The organism is Sphingobium sp. MP9-4 (assembly GCF_005281675.1).
GTDB lineage: Bacteria > Pseudomonadota > Alphaproteobacteria > Sphingomonadales > Sphingomonadaceae > Sphingobium > Sphingobium yanoikuyae.
This window is the reverse complement of sequence record NZ_LUFI01000014.1, coordinates 113197-128652: the sequence shown is the minus strand read 5'-3', so window position 1 is coordinate 128652 and position 15456 is coordinate 113197. Positions and strand designations below refer to the sequence as shown.

The following is a 15456-nucleotide window of genomic DNA, read 5'->3' as shown; positions in this document are numbered from 1 at the left end:
GCGGCAGGATGAAGGCCTGCTGCCGGCGGACAGGGAAGGAATTTCATGCCCCACCACACGCCCCTTATCGGGACGATCGTTGCCGGCCTCGTCGTGGCCTTCATCATGGGTGCCATCGCCCATCGCCTGAAATTATCGCCGCTGGTCGGCTATCTGGTCGCCGGCATCATGGTCGGCCCCTTTACCCCCGGCTTCGTCGCCGACAGTGGCCTCGCCAATGAACTGGCCGAAATCGGCGTCATATTGCTGATGTTCGGCGTCGGCCTGCATTTCTCGCTCAAGGATTTGTTGTCGGTCAAGGCGATCGCCGTGCCCGGCGCAATCGTGCAGATCGCGGTCGCGACCCTGCTCGGCATGGGCCTTGGCTATCTGATGGGCTGGCCGCTGATGGGCGGGCTGGTCTTTGGCCTGGCTTTGTCGGTCGCCAGCACGGTCGTGCTGCTGCGCGCGCTGCAGGGGGCGGACCTGGTGGAAACGCGGCGGGGTCGCATCGCGGTCGGCTGGCTGATCGTGGAGGATCTGGTGATGGTCCTTGCCCTCGTCCTCCTGCCGGCGCTGGCGGGGGTGATGAACAATGCCGATGCGGGCGGCGGGGCGAGCGCCCTGATTGCGCCGCTGGTCGGCACCTTGCTCAAGGTCGTCGGCTTCGTCGTGCTGATGCTGGTGGTGGGCCGTCGCCTCATCCCCTGGGCGCTGCACTGGGTGGTGCATAGCGGGTCGCGCGAGCTGTTCCGCCTCGCCGTGCTGGCGATTGCGCTGGGTGTCGCTTTCGGTGCCGCGATCGTGTTCGACGTGTCTTTTGCGCTGGGCGCCTTCTTTGCCGGCATGATCCTGGGCGAAACCCCGCTCAGCCGTCGCGCGACCGAGGAGACGCTGCCGCTGCGCGACGCCTTTGCGGTGCTGTTCTTCGTGTCGGTCGGCATGTTGTTCAACCCCGCGGTGGTGGTGGAACAACCGCTGCCGTTGCTGGCCACCGTCCTCATCATCGTCGTCGGCAAATCGATCGCCGCCTGGGGCATCGTCCGTGCCTTTGGCCATCCCAATGTCACGGCGCTGACGATTGCCGCCAGCCTGGCGCAGATCGGCGAATTTTCCTTCATCCTGGCGTCGCTGGGGGCAGGGCTGGGCGTCTTGCCGGCCGAGGCGCGCGACCTGATCCTCGCCGGTGCGATCGTGTCGATCTTCATCAACCCGATCCTCTTCTCGCTGATCGTGCGCGATCACAAGAAGGAGGAGGATGAGGCGCAGGCCGACACTGCGACCGATCAGCCGCGCCTCGGCCATGTCATCCTGGTCGGCTATGGCCGGGTCGGCAAGCTGATCGCCAAGCGCCTGGCCGAGCGCCATGTCCAGTTCGTGGTGATCGAGGGCGACCCCGAACGGGTCGAGGAAGCGGATGAGGCCGGACTGTCGGTGGTGCGCGGCAATGCGCTGGAGGACCGGCATCTGCTGGCCGCAGGCATATGCGAGGCGCGCTATCTGCTGATCGCGGTGCCCGAAGGGTTCGAGGGCGGCGCGATCAACGAACATGCCCGTCATCTCAACCCCAATTTGCAGGTGATCGCCCGCGCCCATAGCGATGCCGAGGTTGCGCATCTCGAAGCGCTGGGCGTGCGCCATGTCGTCATGGGCGAACGCGAACTGGCCGGGCGCATGCTGCAGCTTTGCGGCGTCGGCTGACGGACAAAGAAAAAGGGCGGTGAACGATGATCGATCGTTCACCGCCCTTTTTGTTCAGGAGGCTATGCCGAAGCGCTTAGCCGCGCGGCTTGCGCGGGCCGCCGGGACGCTTGGGGCCGCCCTTGAAGGGGCGGGGTGCGTAACCGGCCGGACGCGGACCACGGTCGTTCGAGCGGTTGCCCTGGCGGCGATTGTCGCGGGCCTGCTCGCGCGGGGCGCCGTCGATCATCTCGAACGCCACGTCGGCGCCCTCGTCATTGGCCTCGCCCGAGCGCTTGACGGCCGACATGAAGCGGCTGGCGATCGCACGCGGAATTTCGAACATGGTTTCGTTGGTGGTGATACGGATCGCGCCGATGTCGCCGCGCGACACATGGCCGCGGCGGCAGATCAGCGGCAGGATCCAGCGCGGATCGGCATTCTGGCGACGGCCGATGTCCATGCGGAACCACTGGGTGTCCTCGAAGCCCGGACGCGGTCCTTCCTGGCGCGGCGGCGCTTCGCTGCGGTCCAGCAGTTCCTCGGGCGCGGGCAGCGAGGCGCGGGCGCTCTTCACCAGCATCGCGGCGATTTCCTTGGCCGACTTTTCCGCCAGCAGTTCGGCGCCCAGCGCCCAATCGGCCTCGTCCAGCTCGGCCTTTTCCATCAGGGTCGAGCGCAGGCGGGCATTATCCTGTTCCAGGATCGCTTCCTTGCTGGGCGGGGTGCCCCATTCGACCGGAATCTTGGCGCCGCGCAGCATCGATTCGACGCGGCGGCGACGCGGATAGGGGACGATCAGGACAGCGGTGCCCTTCTTGCCGGCGCGACCGGTGCGGCCCGAACGGTGCTGCATCGTCTCGGCGTCGCGCGGCAGTTCGACATGGACCACCAGCGTCAGGCTGGGCAGGTCGATGCCGCGTGCGGCGACGTCGGTGGCGACGCAGACGCGCGCGCGCTTGTCGCGCAGCGCCTGGAGCGCGTGGTTGCGCTCATTCTGGCTATGCTCGCCCGACAGCGCCACGGCGGCGAAGCCGCGCTCGGTCAGGCTGCTATGCAGGTGGCGGACATTGTCGCGGGTGGCGCAGAACAGGATCGCGGTTTCGGCTTCATGATAGCGCAGCAGGTTGACCACCGCATTCTCGATGTCCGACGGGGCGACGGTGACGGCCTGGTAGCTGATGTCGCCATGGCCGCGTTCTTCGCCGACGGTCGAGATGCGCAGCGCGTCCGACTGATAGCGCTTGGCCATCGCGACGATCGGCTTGGGCATGGTGGCGGAGAAGAGCAGGGTGCGGCGATCTTCCGGCGCGCTGTCCAATATGCCTTCCAGATCCTCGCGGAAGCCCATGTCGAGCATTTCGTCCGCTTCGTCGAGGACGACGGTGCGCATTCCCGACAGGTCCAGCGCGCCGCGTTCCAGATGGTCGCGCAGGCGGCCGGGGGTGCCGACGACGATATGGGCGCCATGGCTGAGCGCGCGGCGTTCCTTGGCGGCGTCCATGCCGCCGACGCAGGTGGCGATGCGGGCGCGGGCGGCGCCATAGAGCCATTCCAACTCGCGGCTGACCTGCAGCGCCAGTTCGCGTGTCGGCGCGATCACCAGCGCCAGCGGCAGGCCGGCGACGGGCAGCTTGTCGCCGCCGGTCAGCAGTTCGGCGGCCATGGCCAGGCCGAAGGCCACGGTCTTGCCCGAGCCGGTCTGTGCCGACACCAGCAGGTCGCGGCCCTGCGCTTCGTCCTGCGTCACTTCGGACTGGACCGGGGTCAGGCTCTCATAACCCTTGGTGGTCAGCGCCTGGGCGAGCATGGAGGGGAGATGTTCAAAAGACATTTTTTCGTTTTCCATCGGTAAAGCGACCCGCCATTCCCGACGGATACGTGAAGACCTGCCATGCTCCCGCCATGGAGAGCCCAGGGGTAGGTCGCGTCCCTGGTTCCAAAATCCTCCCCTTGTCGGGGGAGGGGGACCGTCGACGTCGCCGACGGTGGAGGGGTGTCCCCCTATGGCGCAGGCGGCGAATGCCCCTTTGCCCGGCCTTGTGGCCCTCGGGCCGCTTCTTGAGTGAGCGGCTGGTCCTATAAAATAAGAAGGCCGCCTTCCCCCGCAAGGAGGGAAGGCGGCCCCTTTAATTCTTATCCCAGCGGGATCAGATCGAGGCGACTTCGGCCACGTCGACCTTCACGCCCGGACCCATCGACGACGACAGGGCGATCTTGCGGACATACTTGCCCTTCGAGCCCGAGGGCTTCGCCTTGACGATCGCGTCGACGAACGCGTCGAAATTCTTGCGCAGGTCTTCAGCCGAGAAGCTCGACTTGCCGAGGCCAGCGTGGATGATGCCGGCCTTTTCGACGCGGAATTCGATCTGACCACCCTTGGCGGCCTTCACGGCTTCGGCGACGTTCGGCGTGACGGTGCCCAGCTTCGGGTTCGGCATCAGGCCCTTGGGGCCCAGAACCTTACCCAGGCGACCCACCAGACCCATCATGTCGGGGGTGGCGATGACGCGCTGGAAGTCGATGTTGCCGGCCTGGATCGATTCGAGCAGGTCTTCGGCGCCCACGATGTCGGCACCGGCGTCGAGCGCCTGCTGAGCCTTGTCGTTGCGGGCGAACACGGCGACGCGAACGTCCTTGCCGGTGCCGGCGGGCAGGGTGACGACGCCACGGACCATCTGGTCGGCGTGACGCGGGTCAACGCCCAGGTTGATCGCGATTTCGACGCTTTCGTCGAACTTGGCAGTGGCGTGGGTCTTGATCAGGCCCAGTGCTTCGTCAACGCCGTGCAGCTTTTCGCGGTCGATCGCGGTCGCCAGGGCCTTCGCCTTCTTGGTCAGCTTTGCCATGGTCTTAGCCCTCCACCACTTCGAGGCCCATCGCGCGAGCGGAACCTTCGATGATCTTCGTTGCAGCGTCGATGTCGTTCGCGTTCAGGTCTGCCATCTTCGCCTGGGCGATTTCGGCGAGCTGGGCGCGGGTGATCTTGCCAGCGACGACCTTGCCCGGCTCCTTCGAGCCCGACTTCAGGTTGACGGCCTTCTTGATCAGGTAGGTGGCCGGCGGCTGCTTCGTCACGAAGGTGAACGAACGGTCCGCATAGACGGTGATGATGGTCGGCAGCGGGGTGCCCTTGTCCATCTTTTCCGTCGAGGCGTTGAACGCCTTGCAGAATTCCATGATGTTCACGCCGCGCTGACCCAGGGCAGGGCCGATCGGCGGCGAGGGGTTGGCGGCTCCAGCGGGCACCTGGAGCTTGATATAGCCCGTAATCTTCTTGGCCATTTTCACTCACTCTATAGCTGGCGAATCTGCGGACAGAGTCACCGGTTCAAGTTTAGCGGTCTAGCGGCTCCCGCAAGGGAGCCTCCCGCACATGTCCAGCCGCCCCGTGGGGAGGCATGGAAGCGCGGCCCTATAGCGACCTTCTTGTCCAAAGGGAAGGGGGAGTCTGTCATTCGGTCGATTCGGCCGAAAGCGCAGGGCTTCCCCAACAAAAAGGGCCGCCGGCTGAAAAGCGGGCGACCCTTTTTGAACAGCCTTGCGGCGGCTGGTTACTTCGACAGTTCGACCTGTTCGAAGTCCAGTTCCACCGGGGTGGCGCGACCGAAGATCGACACCGACACCTTGACCCGGTTCTTTTCGAAATCCAGTTCCTCGACCACGCCGTTGAAGCTGGCGAAGGGGCCGTCCAGCACCTTGACGCTGTCGCCGATTTCGTAATCGACATTGACCTTGTGCTTCGGGGCGGCGGCGGCTTCCTTCTGGGCGCCGAAATAGCGGGCGGCTTCGCTCTCGCTGATCGCCTGGGGCTTGCCCGACGAACCCAGGAAGCCGGTGACCTTGGGCGTGTTCTTGACGAGGTGATAGACGTCGTCGTTCATCGCCAGCTTGGCGAGAACATAGCCCGGCATGAACTTGCGTTCGACCTGGACCTTCTTGCCGCGCTTCACTTCGGTCACGGTCTCGGTCGGAACCTCGACCTGCTCGACCAGTTGCGACAGGCCCATGCGCTCGGCCTCGGTCAGGATCGATTCCTTGACCTTGTTCTCGAAGCCCGAATAGGCGTGGATGATGTACCAGCGCGCCATGTTACCGTCTTAAACTCCCTTTTGAACGCCGAGCGTTCAACGACCCGATGCGAGGCTCAGCAGCCACTGGACGATCGCACCGAAGAAGGTGTCGATACCGAAGAAGAAGATGCCCAGCAATGAGGTCATGATGACGACCATGATCGCGGTCATGATCGTTTCACGGCCGGTCGGCCAAACGATCTTCTTCGCTTCGGTCTGCACCTGATTGACGAATTCGCTCGGAGAAGTCTTCGCCATCGCGCTGTCAGCTCACCTTCAAAATCAATACCAAAGCGCGAAACGGCGGTCCGCCCTCCCGTTTCCCGCGATAAGTCGGTGTCGGGGGAGGCAGTCGCGCTTCGCGACCGATGCTTCGCTAAGCGCACTTAGCCGCGAACCCGTGATTGTTCAAGGTTCGCGGCTAGTTCGCTTGGCAGGAGTGGAGGGACTCGAACCCACGGCATTCGGTTTTGGAGACCGACGCTCTACCAACTGAGCTACACTCCTGCACTGGCCCGAGCCAGCGAAGGAGGGCGCTTTAGCGTGGCCTATCGGGGAGGGCAAGCGACTTTATGCAACTTCTTCAACAAGAATATGCGCGCTGGTCTGGCGCTCGGCTTCCGCGTTGATCTGGGCCCCCAGCAGCACGATATAGGCGGAGACGAACAGCCAGAGCTGCAGGATCACCACGGCCGCGAGCGAACCGTAGGTCTTGTTGTAATCGCCGAAGGTCGAGACGTAGAAGGAGACGCCCAGCGTCGCCACCAGCCAGAACAGCGTCGCAGCGATCGATCCGACCGTCAGCCATTGCCATTGCACCCGGCGACGATGCGGACCGAAGCGATAGATCAGGCCGAAGATGCTGCTGGCGAGCAGGCCGGCACAGATCCAGGTCGTCGCCTTGATCGCGAACAGCACGCCCGGTCCCCAGTTGGTCAGCAATTTCTGGAGCAGGCCGATGATCGTCGCGGTCACGACGCCGGCGACCACCACCAGCACGGCGGAAAAGGTGATTCCCATCGACACGCGATAGAAGGCGAAGATGTTGCGGCCTTCCTTCTGCGCATAGACGATGTTCAGTGCCTCCATGATCGCGGAGGCGGCGCGGGTGGCGCCATAGACCGCCAGGCCCAGCGCCAGGAACAGGCCGAAGCCGATCGCCGGCTTGCGCGCGCTGACCATGCCCAGCAACTGGTCGTTGATCAGTTGGGCGGCATCGGCGGGCACGACGGTGATGATCGCCTGCATGTGGCGGGCGACGATCTGCGGGTCACCGACCAGGCCATAGGTCAGGACGACCGCGGCCAGCAGCGGGGCGATCGACAGGAAGGCATAATAAGCGACGCCGGCGGACAGCAGGCCCAGATGATTGGCCGACATGGCGGCATAGACGCGCTTCAATATCTCCCACCAGGCACGCGGCGGGATTTTCCATGGCGCATCGACATGCACCTGCTGGGCGATCGTTTCGGTCATGATTGTCCCCTGCTGAACAGGGGTAGCGCCTGAACGGCGATAGGGTTCCCTGATTCGCCTCCCTCATGGTTTTCCCCGGTTAGGGATTCCCGTTGTTGGAGGATTAACCCCGTTTCGCTAATAAATGGCGCTCGCAGCGAGATGGCAGGGAGCGGACAAGTGGCGGAAACCGGCTGGCAACAGCGGCTGGAGGGCTGGGACGGCCCGTTCACGGCACCGGTGCCGGACAGCGCGCGCGAGGCTGTGCTGGATACCCAATATCGCCGTTTCCATCAGGCGCTGCCGCTTTTGTGCCTGCTGATCATGGCCAATGCCGTCGCGATGGCGCTCGCGGTGATGGGCGATCTGCCCTTGTGGCAACAGGTGACGCCGCCTGCGCTGATCTTCCTGGCCTGTGCGATATCCCTGCTGCGCTGGCGCGGCGTGCCGATCGCGACCGACGCCAGGGTGCAGGCGCGCAGCCTGAAACGGGTCGCGCATGTCGCGACCGCGTCCGGGCTGGTGGCGGGACTGTGGGCGGTCAACGCCTTCACTGAAACCGAAATCTATTATTGTATGGTGGCGCCGGTGTTCATCGGCATCGGCGCGCTGGTTGCGGCGACGACCCTGCTCAGCGTGCCGCGCGCCGCGATCGGGGCGATGGGCGCGGCGGTGTTGCCGATCCTGGTGAAGATGGCGCTCTATGACAATCTGGGCGTGCGGGCGATGGCGGTGATGATGGCGATCGTCACGGTGATGCAGGCCAATCTGGTGCTGGGGAAGTTTCGCGAGACGGTGGCGATGCTGGTGTCGCAGCGCGAACTGGCACGGTTGGCCGGCACCGATGCGCTGACCGGGCTCGACAACCGGCTGAGCTTCATGCGCGCGATCGAAGAACGGGTGGAGCGGGGCGCGGCCTTCAGCGTGCTGCTCGCCGATCTCGACGGCTTCAAACAGTGCAACGATCAGCATGGCCATCAGGCAGGGGATGTCCTGCTGACATCATTGGGTGGTCGGTTGCGGGCCTTGATGCCGGACGCGGTGAGCATCGCGCGGCTGGGCGGCGACGAATTTGCGCTGCTCCATGACGCGGAAACCGATGTCGACGCCCTGCATCGACGCATGCCCGGCATCCGGCAGGCGATCGCTGCGCCGGTGGGCTGGCAGGGGCGCAGCCTGTCGGTCGGCAGCAGTTTCGGCATCGCCACCTTCCCGCAGGACGGGGTGGAGGCTGCCGCCGTCCTGCATGTCGCTGATACGCGGCTCTATGCGGACAAGCGGCAGCGCAAGGGATGGCGATTTGTGGGGCCGCAACGCCAGTCCGCTTAGGCCTTGATTCAAGCAATAGAGCCTGATTCACGCCATCGGTGAAAGCGCTGGGCGCTTCCACCTCCGACGATCAGGCTCTAGAAAAACTGCCCGCCCTTCATGATGCGGCGCGCGCGGCCCTGCACCGGCACCTTGTCGAACGGCGTATTGCCGGCCGAGGCCGCCATCTTCGCCGAATCGACGATCCATGGCGCGTCGGGATCGACCAGGATCAGGTCGGCGGCGCTGCCGGGGGCAAAGCTGCCGGCGTTGACGCCCAGTATCTTTGCCGGATTGGCGCTGAGCAGGGTCATCAGCCGGTTGAGGCTGAGATGGCCTTCGCGCACCAGGTTGAGCGAGAGCGCCAGCAGCGTTTCGGCGCCGGCCATGCCGGGCGACGCGTCGGCGAAGGGTAGGCGCTTGTCCTCCGGCCCGCGCGGGTCATGGCCCGATGTGATGACATCGACCGTGCCGTCGGCGACGGCGGCGATGCTGGCATGGCGGTCGGCATCGGATCGCAGCGGTGGCGACAGGCGTGCGAATGTGCGGAAGTCGGTCATCGCCTGATCGTTCAGGAACAGATAGGCCGGGCTGATGCCACAGCTGATCTTCAGCCCCTCCGCCTTGGCGGCGCGGATCAGGTCGAAGCCGGCCTTGGTCGTGACCAGGCGGAAATGGATGGCAGCGCCGGTTTCGCGCGCCAGCATGATGTCACGCGCGATCGCCATCGCCTCGGCGCAGGCCGGGGCATGGGCCAGGCCCAGGCGCGTCGCGGTCTCGCCGCTGGTCGCCACCGCCTTGGCGGACAGGCCGCCATCCTCGGCATGGGCGATGACGGTAAGGCCCAGCCCCGAAGCGTAGGAGAGGATGCGCAGCATCACGCCCGAATCGGCGATCCACTGGCGACCGGTGCCGACCGCCTTGGCCCCGGCGATCTGCATCAGGCCCATTTCGGCCATTTCCGTGCCCTTGAGGCCACGGGTCGCGGCAGCGATCGGGTGGACCCAGAAGTCGGGCTTGCCCGCGCGGGTCGCTTCCCGGATCAGGCCGACCTCGTCCAGCGGCGCGCGCTGGTCGGGCATCAGGGCGGCGCGGGTGATGCCGCCGAAATGGAAGGCCGGCTTGTCGGTGGCGAAGACGCCCAGATCGATCAGGCCCGGCGCGACCACCAGCCCGCCGGCATCGACCTGCTGCGCATCGGCAGGAATGTCGACCGCGCCGGTGGCCAGGATGCGGTCATCCTCGATCAGGACGGTGCCGGGGACAAGGGCGTCACCCGCCGGATCGGCCAGCTTGCCGTTGACGATTGCGATCCGGCTCACGCCCATCTCTTTTTCCTTGTTGGTCGGGATGCTCACGCCCATCCCTCCACGCCGCGCGCCTGGCGCGTCAAAACATCCAGGCAGGCCATGCGCACCGCCACGCCCATCGCCACCTGTTCGGTGATCGCCGACCGATCCGGATCGTCCGCCACCGTGCTGGTGATCTCGACGCCCCGGTTCATCGGGCCGGGGTGCATGACCAGGGCATCGGGCTTGGCGATGGCCAGCCGTTCGGGCGTCAGCCCGTAAAGTGCATGATATTCGCGCGCCGACGGGATGAAGGCGCCGTCCATCCGCTCATTCTGCAGGCGCAGCATCATGACGACATCGGCGCCCTCCAGCCCTTCCTCCATGCGGGTGTAGGGGGTAGCACCTAGCATCTCGACCTCGGGCGGCAGCAGGGTGGGCGGGGCGACCGCACGCACCTGCGCGCCCAGTGCTGCGAGGCAGAGCATGTTGGATCGGGCGACGCGGCTGTGCAGCACATCGCCGCAGATGGCGACCACCAGCCCCTCGAACCCGCCCTTGCGACGGCGGATGGTGAGCGCGTCGAGCAGCGCCTGCGTCGGATGCTGGTGCCAGCCATCGCCCGCGTTCAGCACCGGGCAGTCGACCTTGTCCGCGATCAGCGCGACCGCGCCGGAACTGGCATGGCGGATGACGATGACGTCGGCGGCCATGGCGTTGAGCGTCATGGCCGTGTCGATGAGGGTCTCGCCCTTCTTCACGCTCGACTGGCCGGCGTGCATGTTGACGACGTCGGCGCCCAGCCGCTTACCGGCGATCTCGAACGACAGCAGGGTGCGGGTGCTGTTCTCGAAAAAGGCGTTGATCTGGGTCATGCCCGCCAGCCGGTCGTCATGCTTGCGCGCCTGGCCCTTGTTGGTGCGGGCCCAATGTTCGGCCTCGTCCAGCAGAAAACGGATTTCCCAGGGCTTGAGGTCGGCGATCGACAGCAGGTGTCGGTGCGGGAACAGCGCCCGGCCAGTCAGCTCGGGCGTTGCATCAGGAATGAAGATGTCGGGCATGAGCCGGGTCTTTAGGCCAGGCTTTCGGTTGGGGCAAGGCGGGGAAAGACCCGATCAGGCCCGGCCGCGCCATTTCCCCCACAGGGCGCGATCCTTCAGCACCTCGCGCGCGGCATTATGGCCCGGTGCACCAGTGACGCCGCCGCCCGGATGGGAGCCCGCGCCGCACATGTAGAGGCCCTTCAGCGGCCCGCGATACGCGCCATGGCCCAGCACCGGCCGCGCCGCCCACATCTGGTCCAGCGTCAGATTGCCGTGCATGATGTCACCGCCGACCAGGCCGAACTTGCGTTCCAGGTCGAGCGGCGAATGGATCTGGCGGGCGATCACGCTCTTCGCAAAGCCGGGCGCCTGCGCCTCGACCGTGGCGATGATATGGTCGGCCGCTGTCTCGCGTTCATCGTCCCAGTTTCGCCCGTCGGGCAGTTGGGGGGCGAATTGCTGACAGAAGAGGCTGGCGACATGGCATCCCTCAGGCGCCAGGCTGTCGTCGATGGTCGAGGGTATCAGCATCTCGACGATCGGCGCCTTCGACCAGCCGTCGCGCTTCGCATCCAGATAGGCGCGGTCCATATAGTCGAGCGTCGGCGCGATGATGATGCCCGACTGGTGATGCTCGCCAATGCCGGGCAGGCAGGTAAAGTCGGGCAGGGCAGAGAGCGCGACATTCATGCGGAAGGTGCCCGATCCCGCCTTGAACGCCTTGATCCGTTTCAGAAAATCGGCGGGCAGGTCGGCCGGTTGCATCATTCGCTCGTAGAGCAGCTTGGGGCCGACATTGGCGATGATGCTGGCGCCCATCACTTCCTCGCCGCTGGCCAGCTTCACGCCGACGGCGCGGTCGCCATCGACCAATATATGGTCAACCGGCGCTTCCAGGCTGATTTCGACCCCCATCGCCTGCACGACCTTTGCCATGGCCTGGGTGATGGTGCCCATGCCGCCGACGCTGTGACCCCAGGCGCCCTTCTTGCCGTTCACCTCGCCGAACACATGATGCAGCAGCACATAGGCGCTGCCCGGCGTGTCGGGGGAAGCGAAATTGCCGACCACCGCGTCGAAGCCGAAGGCGGCCTTGACCGCCTCGCTCTCGAACCAGCTGTCGAGGAAGGTTCGGGCCGATTTGGTGAACAGGTCCAGCACGTCACGCTGTTGCTCGATATCGAGCCCGGCGACGCGGCGGCCCTGTTTCAGCGCCTCGACCACCATGGTCAGGCCATCGCCGACATTGGGCGGGCTTTTGAGCACCAGGTCGCGCAGTACGTCGGCCACCACTTCCAGCGCGTCATAATAGGCCGGCAGAGTGGCAGCATCGCGCGCGCTGAACCGGGCAAACTCGGCCTGGGTTCGCTCCAGCCCGCCGCCCAGTTTCAGATAGCCGCCATCGGGCTGGGGCAGGAAATTGCTGATCGGCCGCTCGATCACGCGATAGCCATGATCGGCCAGCTTCATGTCGCGGATGACCTTGGGATTGAGCAGGCTGACCGTGTAGCTGGCGGTCGAGTTGCGGAAGCCGGGGTGAAATTCCTCGGTCACCGCCGCGCCGCCGACGACATCGCGGCGCTCCACCATGCGCACCTTGTAGCCGGCACGGGCGAGGTAGAAGGCGCAGACGAGGCCGTTATGGCCCGCACCGATGATGACGGCGTCATAGGCTTTGGTCACAACATATCCCTCCCCGGAAAAGCGCCGTCATCCCCGCGAAGGCGGGGATCCATCTCCAGCCATCTCCCCATAGGTGAGGTCGGGGGATGGATTCCCGCCTGCGCGGGAATGACGAGAATCATGATAGTCGAAAGACCATCCCATTTTCGGCGCGCGATGCTGGCGCGCCTGCGGAATGATGGTGCGCATCCGCGCGCAGAAATGGCGCAGCGCGACTTCCTGGTCGCTCAGGGGGCCGACGGTGAAACTGTCCGACGCCATGCCGGCCTGCACGCGGGCGACAAGCGCCGTATCCTCGGCATTGACCTGGCGGTTGACGCGCCAGTTGAGATAGCGCGCGGCCTTCATCTCCCTACGGTCGTCGGGCAGCGCATAGCTGATCTCGCGGATCAGCGTCTGCGTCGGCGAGACCGGCAGCCACTGCATGAAATCGACCTGGTCGGGATAGATGTCGAAGGCGAAATTGGGCCAGAGCTTGAAATAGGTCCATAGTCGCTGCCGATCGGGCGGCAGATGCGGGACGGCCGGCAGGAAATGCTGATAGGCGCGCTCGGACAGGTTGGCGGACGGGCGATCGAGGATCGGCCCCCACATCTTGTCGGCATAGAGGCTGGCTTCGACGCCATAGCCATCGCCCATCAGCCGCTTGAGGCCGGGATGGGCGACGGCGATATGCAGGCCATCGGAATAATTGTCGCCGATATTCTTCCAGTTCACCGCACGCGGGCGCAGCGTGACGCGGCCAAGCGCGCGCAGTTCGGAAAAGCGATAGGGCGCGATCTCGTCGACATAGGGCGCCATCATCTGCGCCACCGACGGTCCGCCATCATCCTCCAGCCGGACGAACAGGAAGCCGTGGAAATTCTCGATATCGACGGGGGAAAGTCCATGCCTGGACCGGTCGAGATTGCCATAGCTGCCCGCCATTGGCAGGCCCGTCAGGCAACCGTCCAGACCATAGGTCCAGGCATGGTAGGGACAGACCAGCTTTCTGGTGCGACCCGAGGGCCCGTCCACTAGGCGCGCGCCGCGGTGGCGGCACACGTTGGTAAAGGCGCGGGCTTCGCCGTCATCCCCGCGGATGACGATGATGCTCTCGCCAAGATAGTCCAGCACATGGAAATCGCCCGGCGCCGGCAGGTCGCTGTCATGGGCGACGATCTGCCAGCTCGGGCGGAAGATGCGACGGGTTTCGACGGCGAAAAATTCGGGATCGCTATAGGTCCATGCCGGCAGGCTATAGCCCACGTCCGGATCCGGTCCGCATCCCGTCTCGCCCATCTACCCCGCATGCCCCATTGCAGTTGTACGCTTGTATAACGAGCGGGCAGGGAATTTCCATTATATTTTTGTGACAGCTATTTTCAGTTGGTCCGTTCGGGCACTTCGCCCCAGTCGGACAGGATCGAAGCGCGGCTGGCGACCGCTTCCCAGGGGAAGACGAACCAGTCCTTGGTGACGATGCGGTCGATCGTGGTCGCGCGATATTCGACCTTCGCGGCCGAGCTGACATTGTCGATCAGCACGGCAAAGCGCAGATGATCGGCCGGCGCGCCGGCCAGCGCCGCGCGCAACTGGTTGATCGTGCGGCCACTGTCATTGATGTCGTCGACGAACAGCAGGCGCGATCCTTCGAGCGCCATCGCCACCAGCTTGTCGAGCAGTTCGTCGCAAAAGCCCGCGACCTGGGCCGACAGGTCGACCGACAGCATCGGCTGGCTGATGGCGTGGGACAGATAGGTGGCCGGCACCAGCCCGCCGCGCCCGACGCCGACAATATAGTCGGGCCGCCAGTCCGATTTGGCGATCGCGCCGGCCACGGCGTCGATATGGGAGAGGAAGCTCTCCATCGGAATGTCGGTCAGGATCGGTTGGGTCATGATATGGTTGCCATCTGCGAATCGGCCCTATCGGCCGCCTGCGCCCCATAGCGCCGTGCCAGCAGGGCACAAGCCATCAGCTGAATCTGGTGGAACAGCATGACCGGCAGGATGATCGGCCCGACGGCCGCTGCGGGGAAGAGGACGCCGGCGATCGGCACGCCCGAGGCGAGGCTCTTCTTCGAGCCGCAAAATTGCAGTACGATCGCATCTTCGCGGGAAAAGCCGAGCAGCCGGCCAAGCCCCCAGGTGAAGAGCAGCACGATCACCAGCATGGCGATGCAGAGCAGCGCGAGCAGCGCCAGCTCCGCGCGCGAGACCCGGTGCCACAGTCCTTCGACCACCGCCGCGCTGAAGGCGGAATAGACCACCAGCAGGATCGATGTGCGATCGACCCGGCCGACCAGCGTCTTGTGCCGCGACACGAAGCCGCCGATCCAGGGACGGGCAAGATGGCCGAGCACGAAGGGCAGCAGCAATTGCAGCATGATCCCCTCGACCGAGGAAAGGGAGATGAGGTTGCTGCCGCCGCGCTGCATCAGCAATGCCACCAGCAGCGGCGTCAGCACGATGCCGAGCAGGTTGGAGAAGGAGGCGCTGACGACAGCAGCGGCGACATTGCCGCGCGCAATCGCGGTGAAGGCGATCGAGCTTTGCACCGTCGATGGCAGCAGCGCCAGGAACAGCAGGCCCGCGCGCATATTCTCCGGGATCGCGCCGATCTGCTGCAGCAGGATGCCGACCAGCGGGAAGAAGAGGAAGGTCGTGCCCAGAGTCGCGAGATGGAGTTGCCAGGCCTTGGCGCCACCCCAGATCGCCTCGCGCGACAATTTTGCCCCATGCAGGAAAAAAAGCAGCACGATGCCCGCGTCCGCAACGATCGACGCGACATGGGCGCCCTGGCCGCGCGCGGGCAGGGCCGACGCTAGGGCAACGGTGCAGAGCAGCAGGACGAGGAAGGGATCGAGGATCAGGCGCAGGCGAGTCATCATGTTTCCGGGCATAGGGAAGGGGCTTGGAAAAGGATAGACGCCGCCCCATCCTCTGGGCCAACAGCCTTGGCACA

Annotated in this window: 14 protein-coding genes and 1 tRNA gene; 2 read left to right on the top strand and 13 right to left on the bottom strand. The window is 65.3% G+C overall.

Annotated elements, in window-relative coordinates; translation table 11 throughout:
• The first annotated feature begins 45 nt into the window (after positions 1–45).
• Positions 46–1680: a YbaL family putative K(+) efflux transporter gene (gene ybaL, locus A0U87_RS03375; RefSeq protein ID WP_048937482.1), complete on the top strand. Its 1635-nt coding sequence runs from the start codon at positions 46–48 to the stop codon at positions 1678–1680.
• A 76-nt stretch (positions 1681–1756) separates the two neighbouring features.
• Here ybaL and A0U87_RS03370 read toward each other — a convergent pair whose 3' ends face one another.
• From A0U87_RS03370 to A0U87_RS03340, 7 genes are all read right to left on the bottom strand, one after another.
• Positions 1757–3493: a DEAD/DEAH box helicase gene (locus A0U87_RS03370; protein ID WP_004207897.1), complete on the bottom strand. Its 1737-nt coding sequence runs from the start codon at positions 3491–3493 to the stop codon at positions 1757–1759.
• Between the two features lie 316 nt (positions 3494–3809).
• Complete coding sequence (rplA, locus tag A0U87_RS03365) at positions 3810–4508, bottom strand: 50S ribosomal protein L1 (RefSeq protein ID WP_004207896.1); 699 nt, start codon at positions 4506–4508, stop codon at positions 3810–3812.
• Positions 4509–4512: 4 nt separating this feature from the next.
• Positions 4513–4944, bottom strand: a complete 432-nt coding sequence (gene rplK / locus A0U87_RS03360) for a 50S ribosomal protein L11 (RefSeq protein WP_004207895.1) — start codon at positions 4942–4944, stop codon at positions 4513–4515.
• 269 nt (positions 4945–5213) lie between these two features.
• Entirely contained in the window at positions 5214–5750 is a 537-nt protein-coding gene (nusG, locus tag A0U87_RS03355; RefSeq protein ID WP_004207894.1) for a transcription termination/antitermination protein NusG, read from the bottom strand.
• A gap of 36 nt (positions 5751–5786) precedes the next feature.
• Positions 5787–5990, bottom strand: coding sequence for a preprotein translocase subunit SecE (gene secE, locus A0U87_RS03350; RefSeq protein WP_004207893.1), 204 nt, complete (start codon positions 5988–5990; stop codon positions 5787–5789).
• A gap of 173 nt (positions 5991–6163) precedes the next feature.
• A tRNA-Trp gene (locus tag A0U87_RS03345) sits at positions 6164–6239 on the bottom strand.
• A gap of 63 nt (positions 6240–6302) precedes the next feature.
• Entirely contained in the window at positions 6303–7208 is a 906-nt protein-coding gene (locus A0U87_RS03340) for a YihY/virulence factor BrkB family protein (protein WP_017499834.1), read from the bottom strand.
• A gap of 159 nt (positions 7209–7367) precedes the next feature.
• On the opposite strand from A0U87_RS03340, the gene A0U87_RS03335 reads away from it, so the two are divergent.
• Positions 7368–8516, top strand: a complete 1149-nt coding sequence (locus A0U87_RS03335; protein WP_048937483.1) for a diguanylate cyclase — start codon at positions 7368–7370, stop codon at positions 8514–8516.
• A gap of 77 nt (positions 8517–8593) precedes the next feature.
• Here A0U87_RS03335 and A0U87_RS03330 read toward each other — a convergent pair whose 3' ends face one another.
• The 6 genes from A0U87_RS03330 to A0U87_RS03305 form a co-directional block, all read right to left on the bottom strand.
• Positions 8594–9817: a dihydroorotase gene (locus tag A0U87_RS03330; protein ID WP_048937565.1), complete on the bottom strand. Its 1224-nt coding sequence runs from the start codon at positions 9815–9817 to the stop codon at positions 8594–8596.
• Between the two features lie 32 nt (positions 9818–9849).
• Positions 9850–10845, bottom strand: coding sequence for an aspartate carbamoyltransferase catalytic subunit (locus A0U87_RS03325; RefSeq protein ID WP_048937484.1), 996 nt, complete (start codon positions 10843–10845; stop codon positions 9850–9852).
• 54 nt (positions 10846–10899) lie between these two features.
• Positions 10900–12510, bottom strand: coding sequence for an NAD(P)/FAD-dependent oxidoreductase (locus A0U87_RS03320; protein WP_122927892.1), 1611 nt, complete (start codon positions 12508–12510; stop codon positions 10900–10902).
• A 27-nt stretch (positions 12511–12537) separates the two neighbouring features.
• On the bottom strand, positions 12538–13791 hold the full coding sequence (locus A0U87_RS03315) for an aromatic ring-hydroxylating dioxygenase subunit alpha (RefSeq protein ID WP_048937486.1): 1254 nt from the start codon (positions 13789–13791) through the stop codon (positions 12538–12540).
• 83 nt (positions 13792–13874) lie between these two features.
• Entirely contained in the window at positions 13875–14390 is a 516-nt protein-coding gene (locus tag A0U87_RS03310; RefSeq protein WP_048937487.1) for a phosphoribosyltransferase family protein, read from the bottom strand.
• A complete protein-coding gene (locus A0U87_RS03305; protein ID WP_048937566.1) occupies positions 14387–15379 on the bottom strand; it encodes a bile acid:sodium symporter family protein in 993 nt (330 codons plus the stop codon). Before A0U87_RS03305 ends, A0U87_RS03310 begins: the two co-directional genes overlap by 4 nt.
• Positions 15380–15456: the final 77 nt, after the last annotated feature.

Excerpts from the sequence above, each read along its gene's own strand:
- rplA (WP_004207896.1), bottom strand. The coding sequence starts at position 4,508 with ATGGCAAAGCTGACCAAGAAGGCGAAGGCCCTGGCGACCGCGATCGAC.
- nusG (WP_004207894.1), bottom strand. The coding sequence starts at position 5,750 with ATGGCGCGCTGGTACATCATCCACGCCTATTCGGGCTTCGAGAACAAG.
- rplK (WP_004207895.1), bottom strand. The coding sequence starts at position 4,944 with ATGGCCAAGAAGATTACGGGCTATATCAAGCTCCAGGTGCCCGCTGGA.
- A0U87_RS03370 (WP_004207897.1), bottom strand. The coding sequence starts at position 3,493 with ATGTCTTTTGAACATCTCCCCTCCATGCTCGCCCAGGCGCTGACCACC.
- A0U87_RS03315 (WP_048937486.1), bottom strand. The coding sequence starts at position 13,791 with ATGGGCGAGACGGGATGCGGACCGGATCCGGACGTGGGCTATAGCCTG.
- A0U87_RS03325 (WP_048937484.1), bottom strand. The coding sequence starts at position 10,845 with ATGCCCGACATCTTCATTCCTGATGCAACGCCCGAGCTGACTGGCCGG.
- A0U87_RS03310 (WP_048937487.1), bottom strand. The coding sequence starts at position 14,390 with ATGACCCAACCGATCCTGACCGACATTCCGATGGAGAGCTTCCTCTCC.
- secE (WP_004207893.1), bottom strand. The coding sequence starts at position 5,990 with ATGGCGAAGACTTCTCCGAGCGAATTCGTCAATCAGGTGCAGACCGAA.
- A0U87_RS03305 (WP_048937566.1), bottom strand. The coding sequence starts at position 15,379 with ATGACTCGCCTGCGCCTGATCCTCGATCCCTTCCTCGTCCTGCTGCTC.
- A0U87_RS03340 (WP_017499834.1), bottom strand. The coding sequence starts at position 7,208 with ATGACCGAAACGATCGCCCAGCAGGTGCATGTCGATGCGCCATGGAAA.
- ybaL (WP_048937482.1), top strand. The coding sequence starts at position 46 with ATGCCCCACCACACGCCCCTTATCGGGACGATCGTTGCCGGCCTCGTC.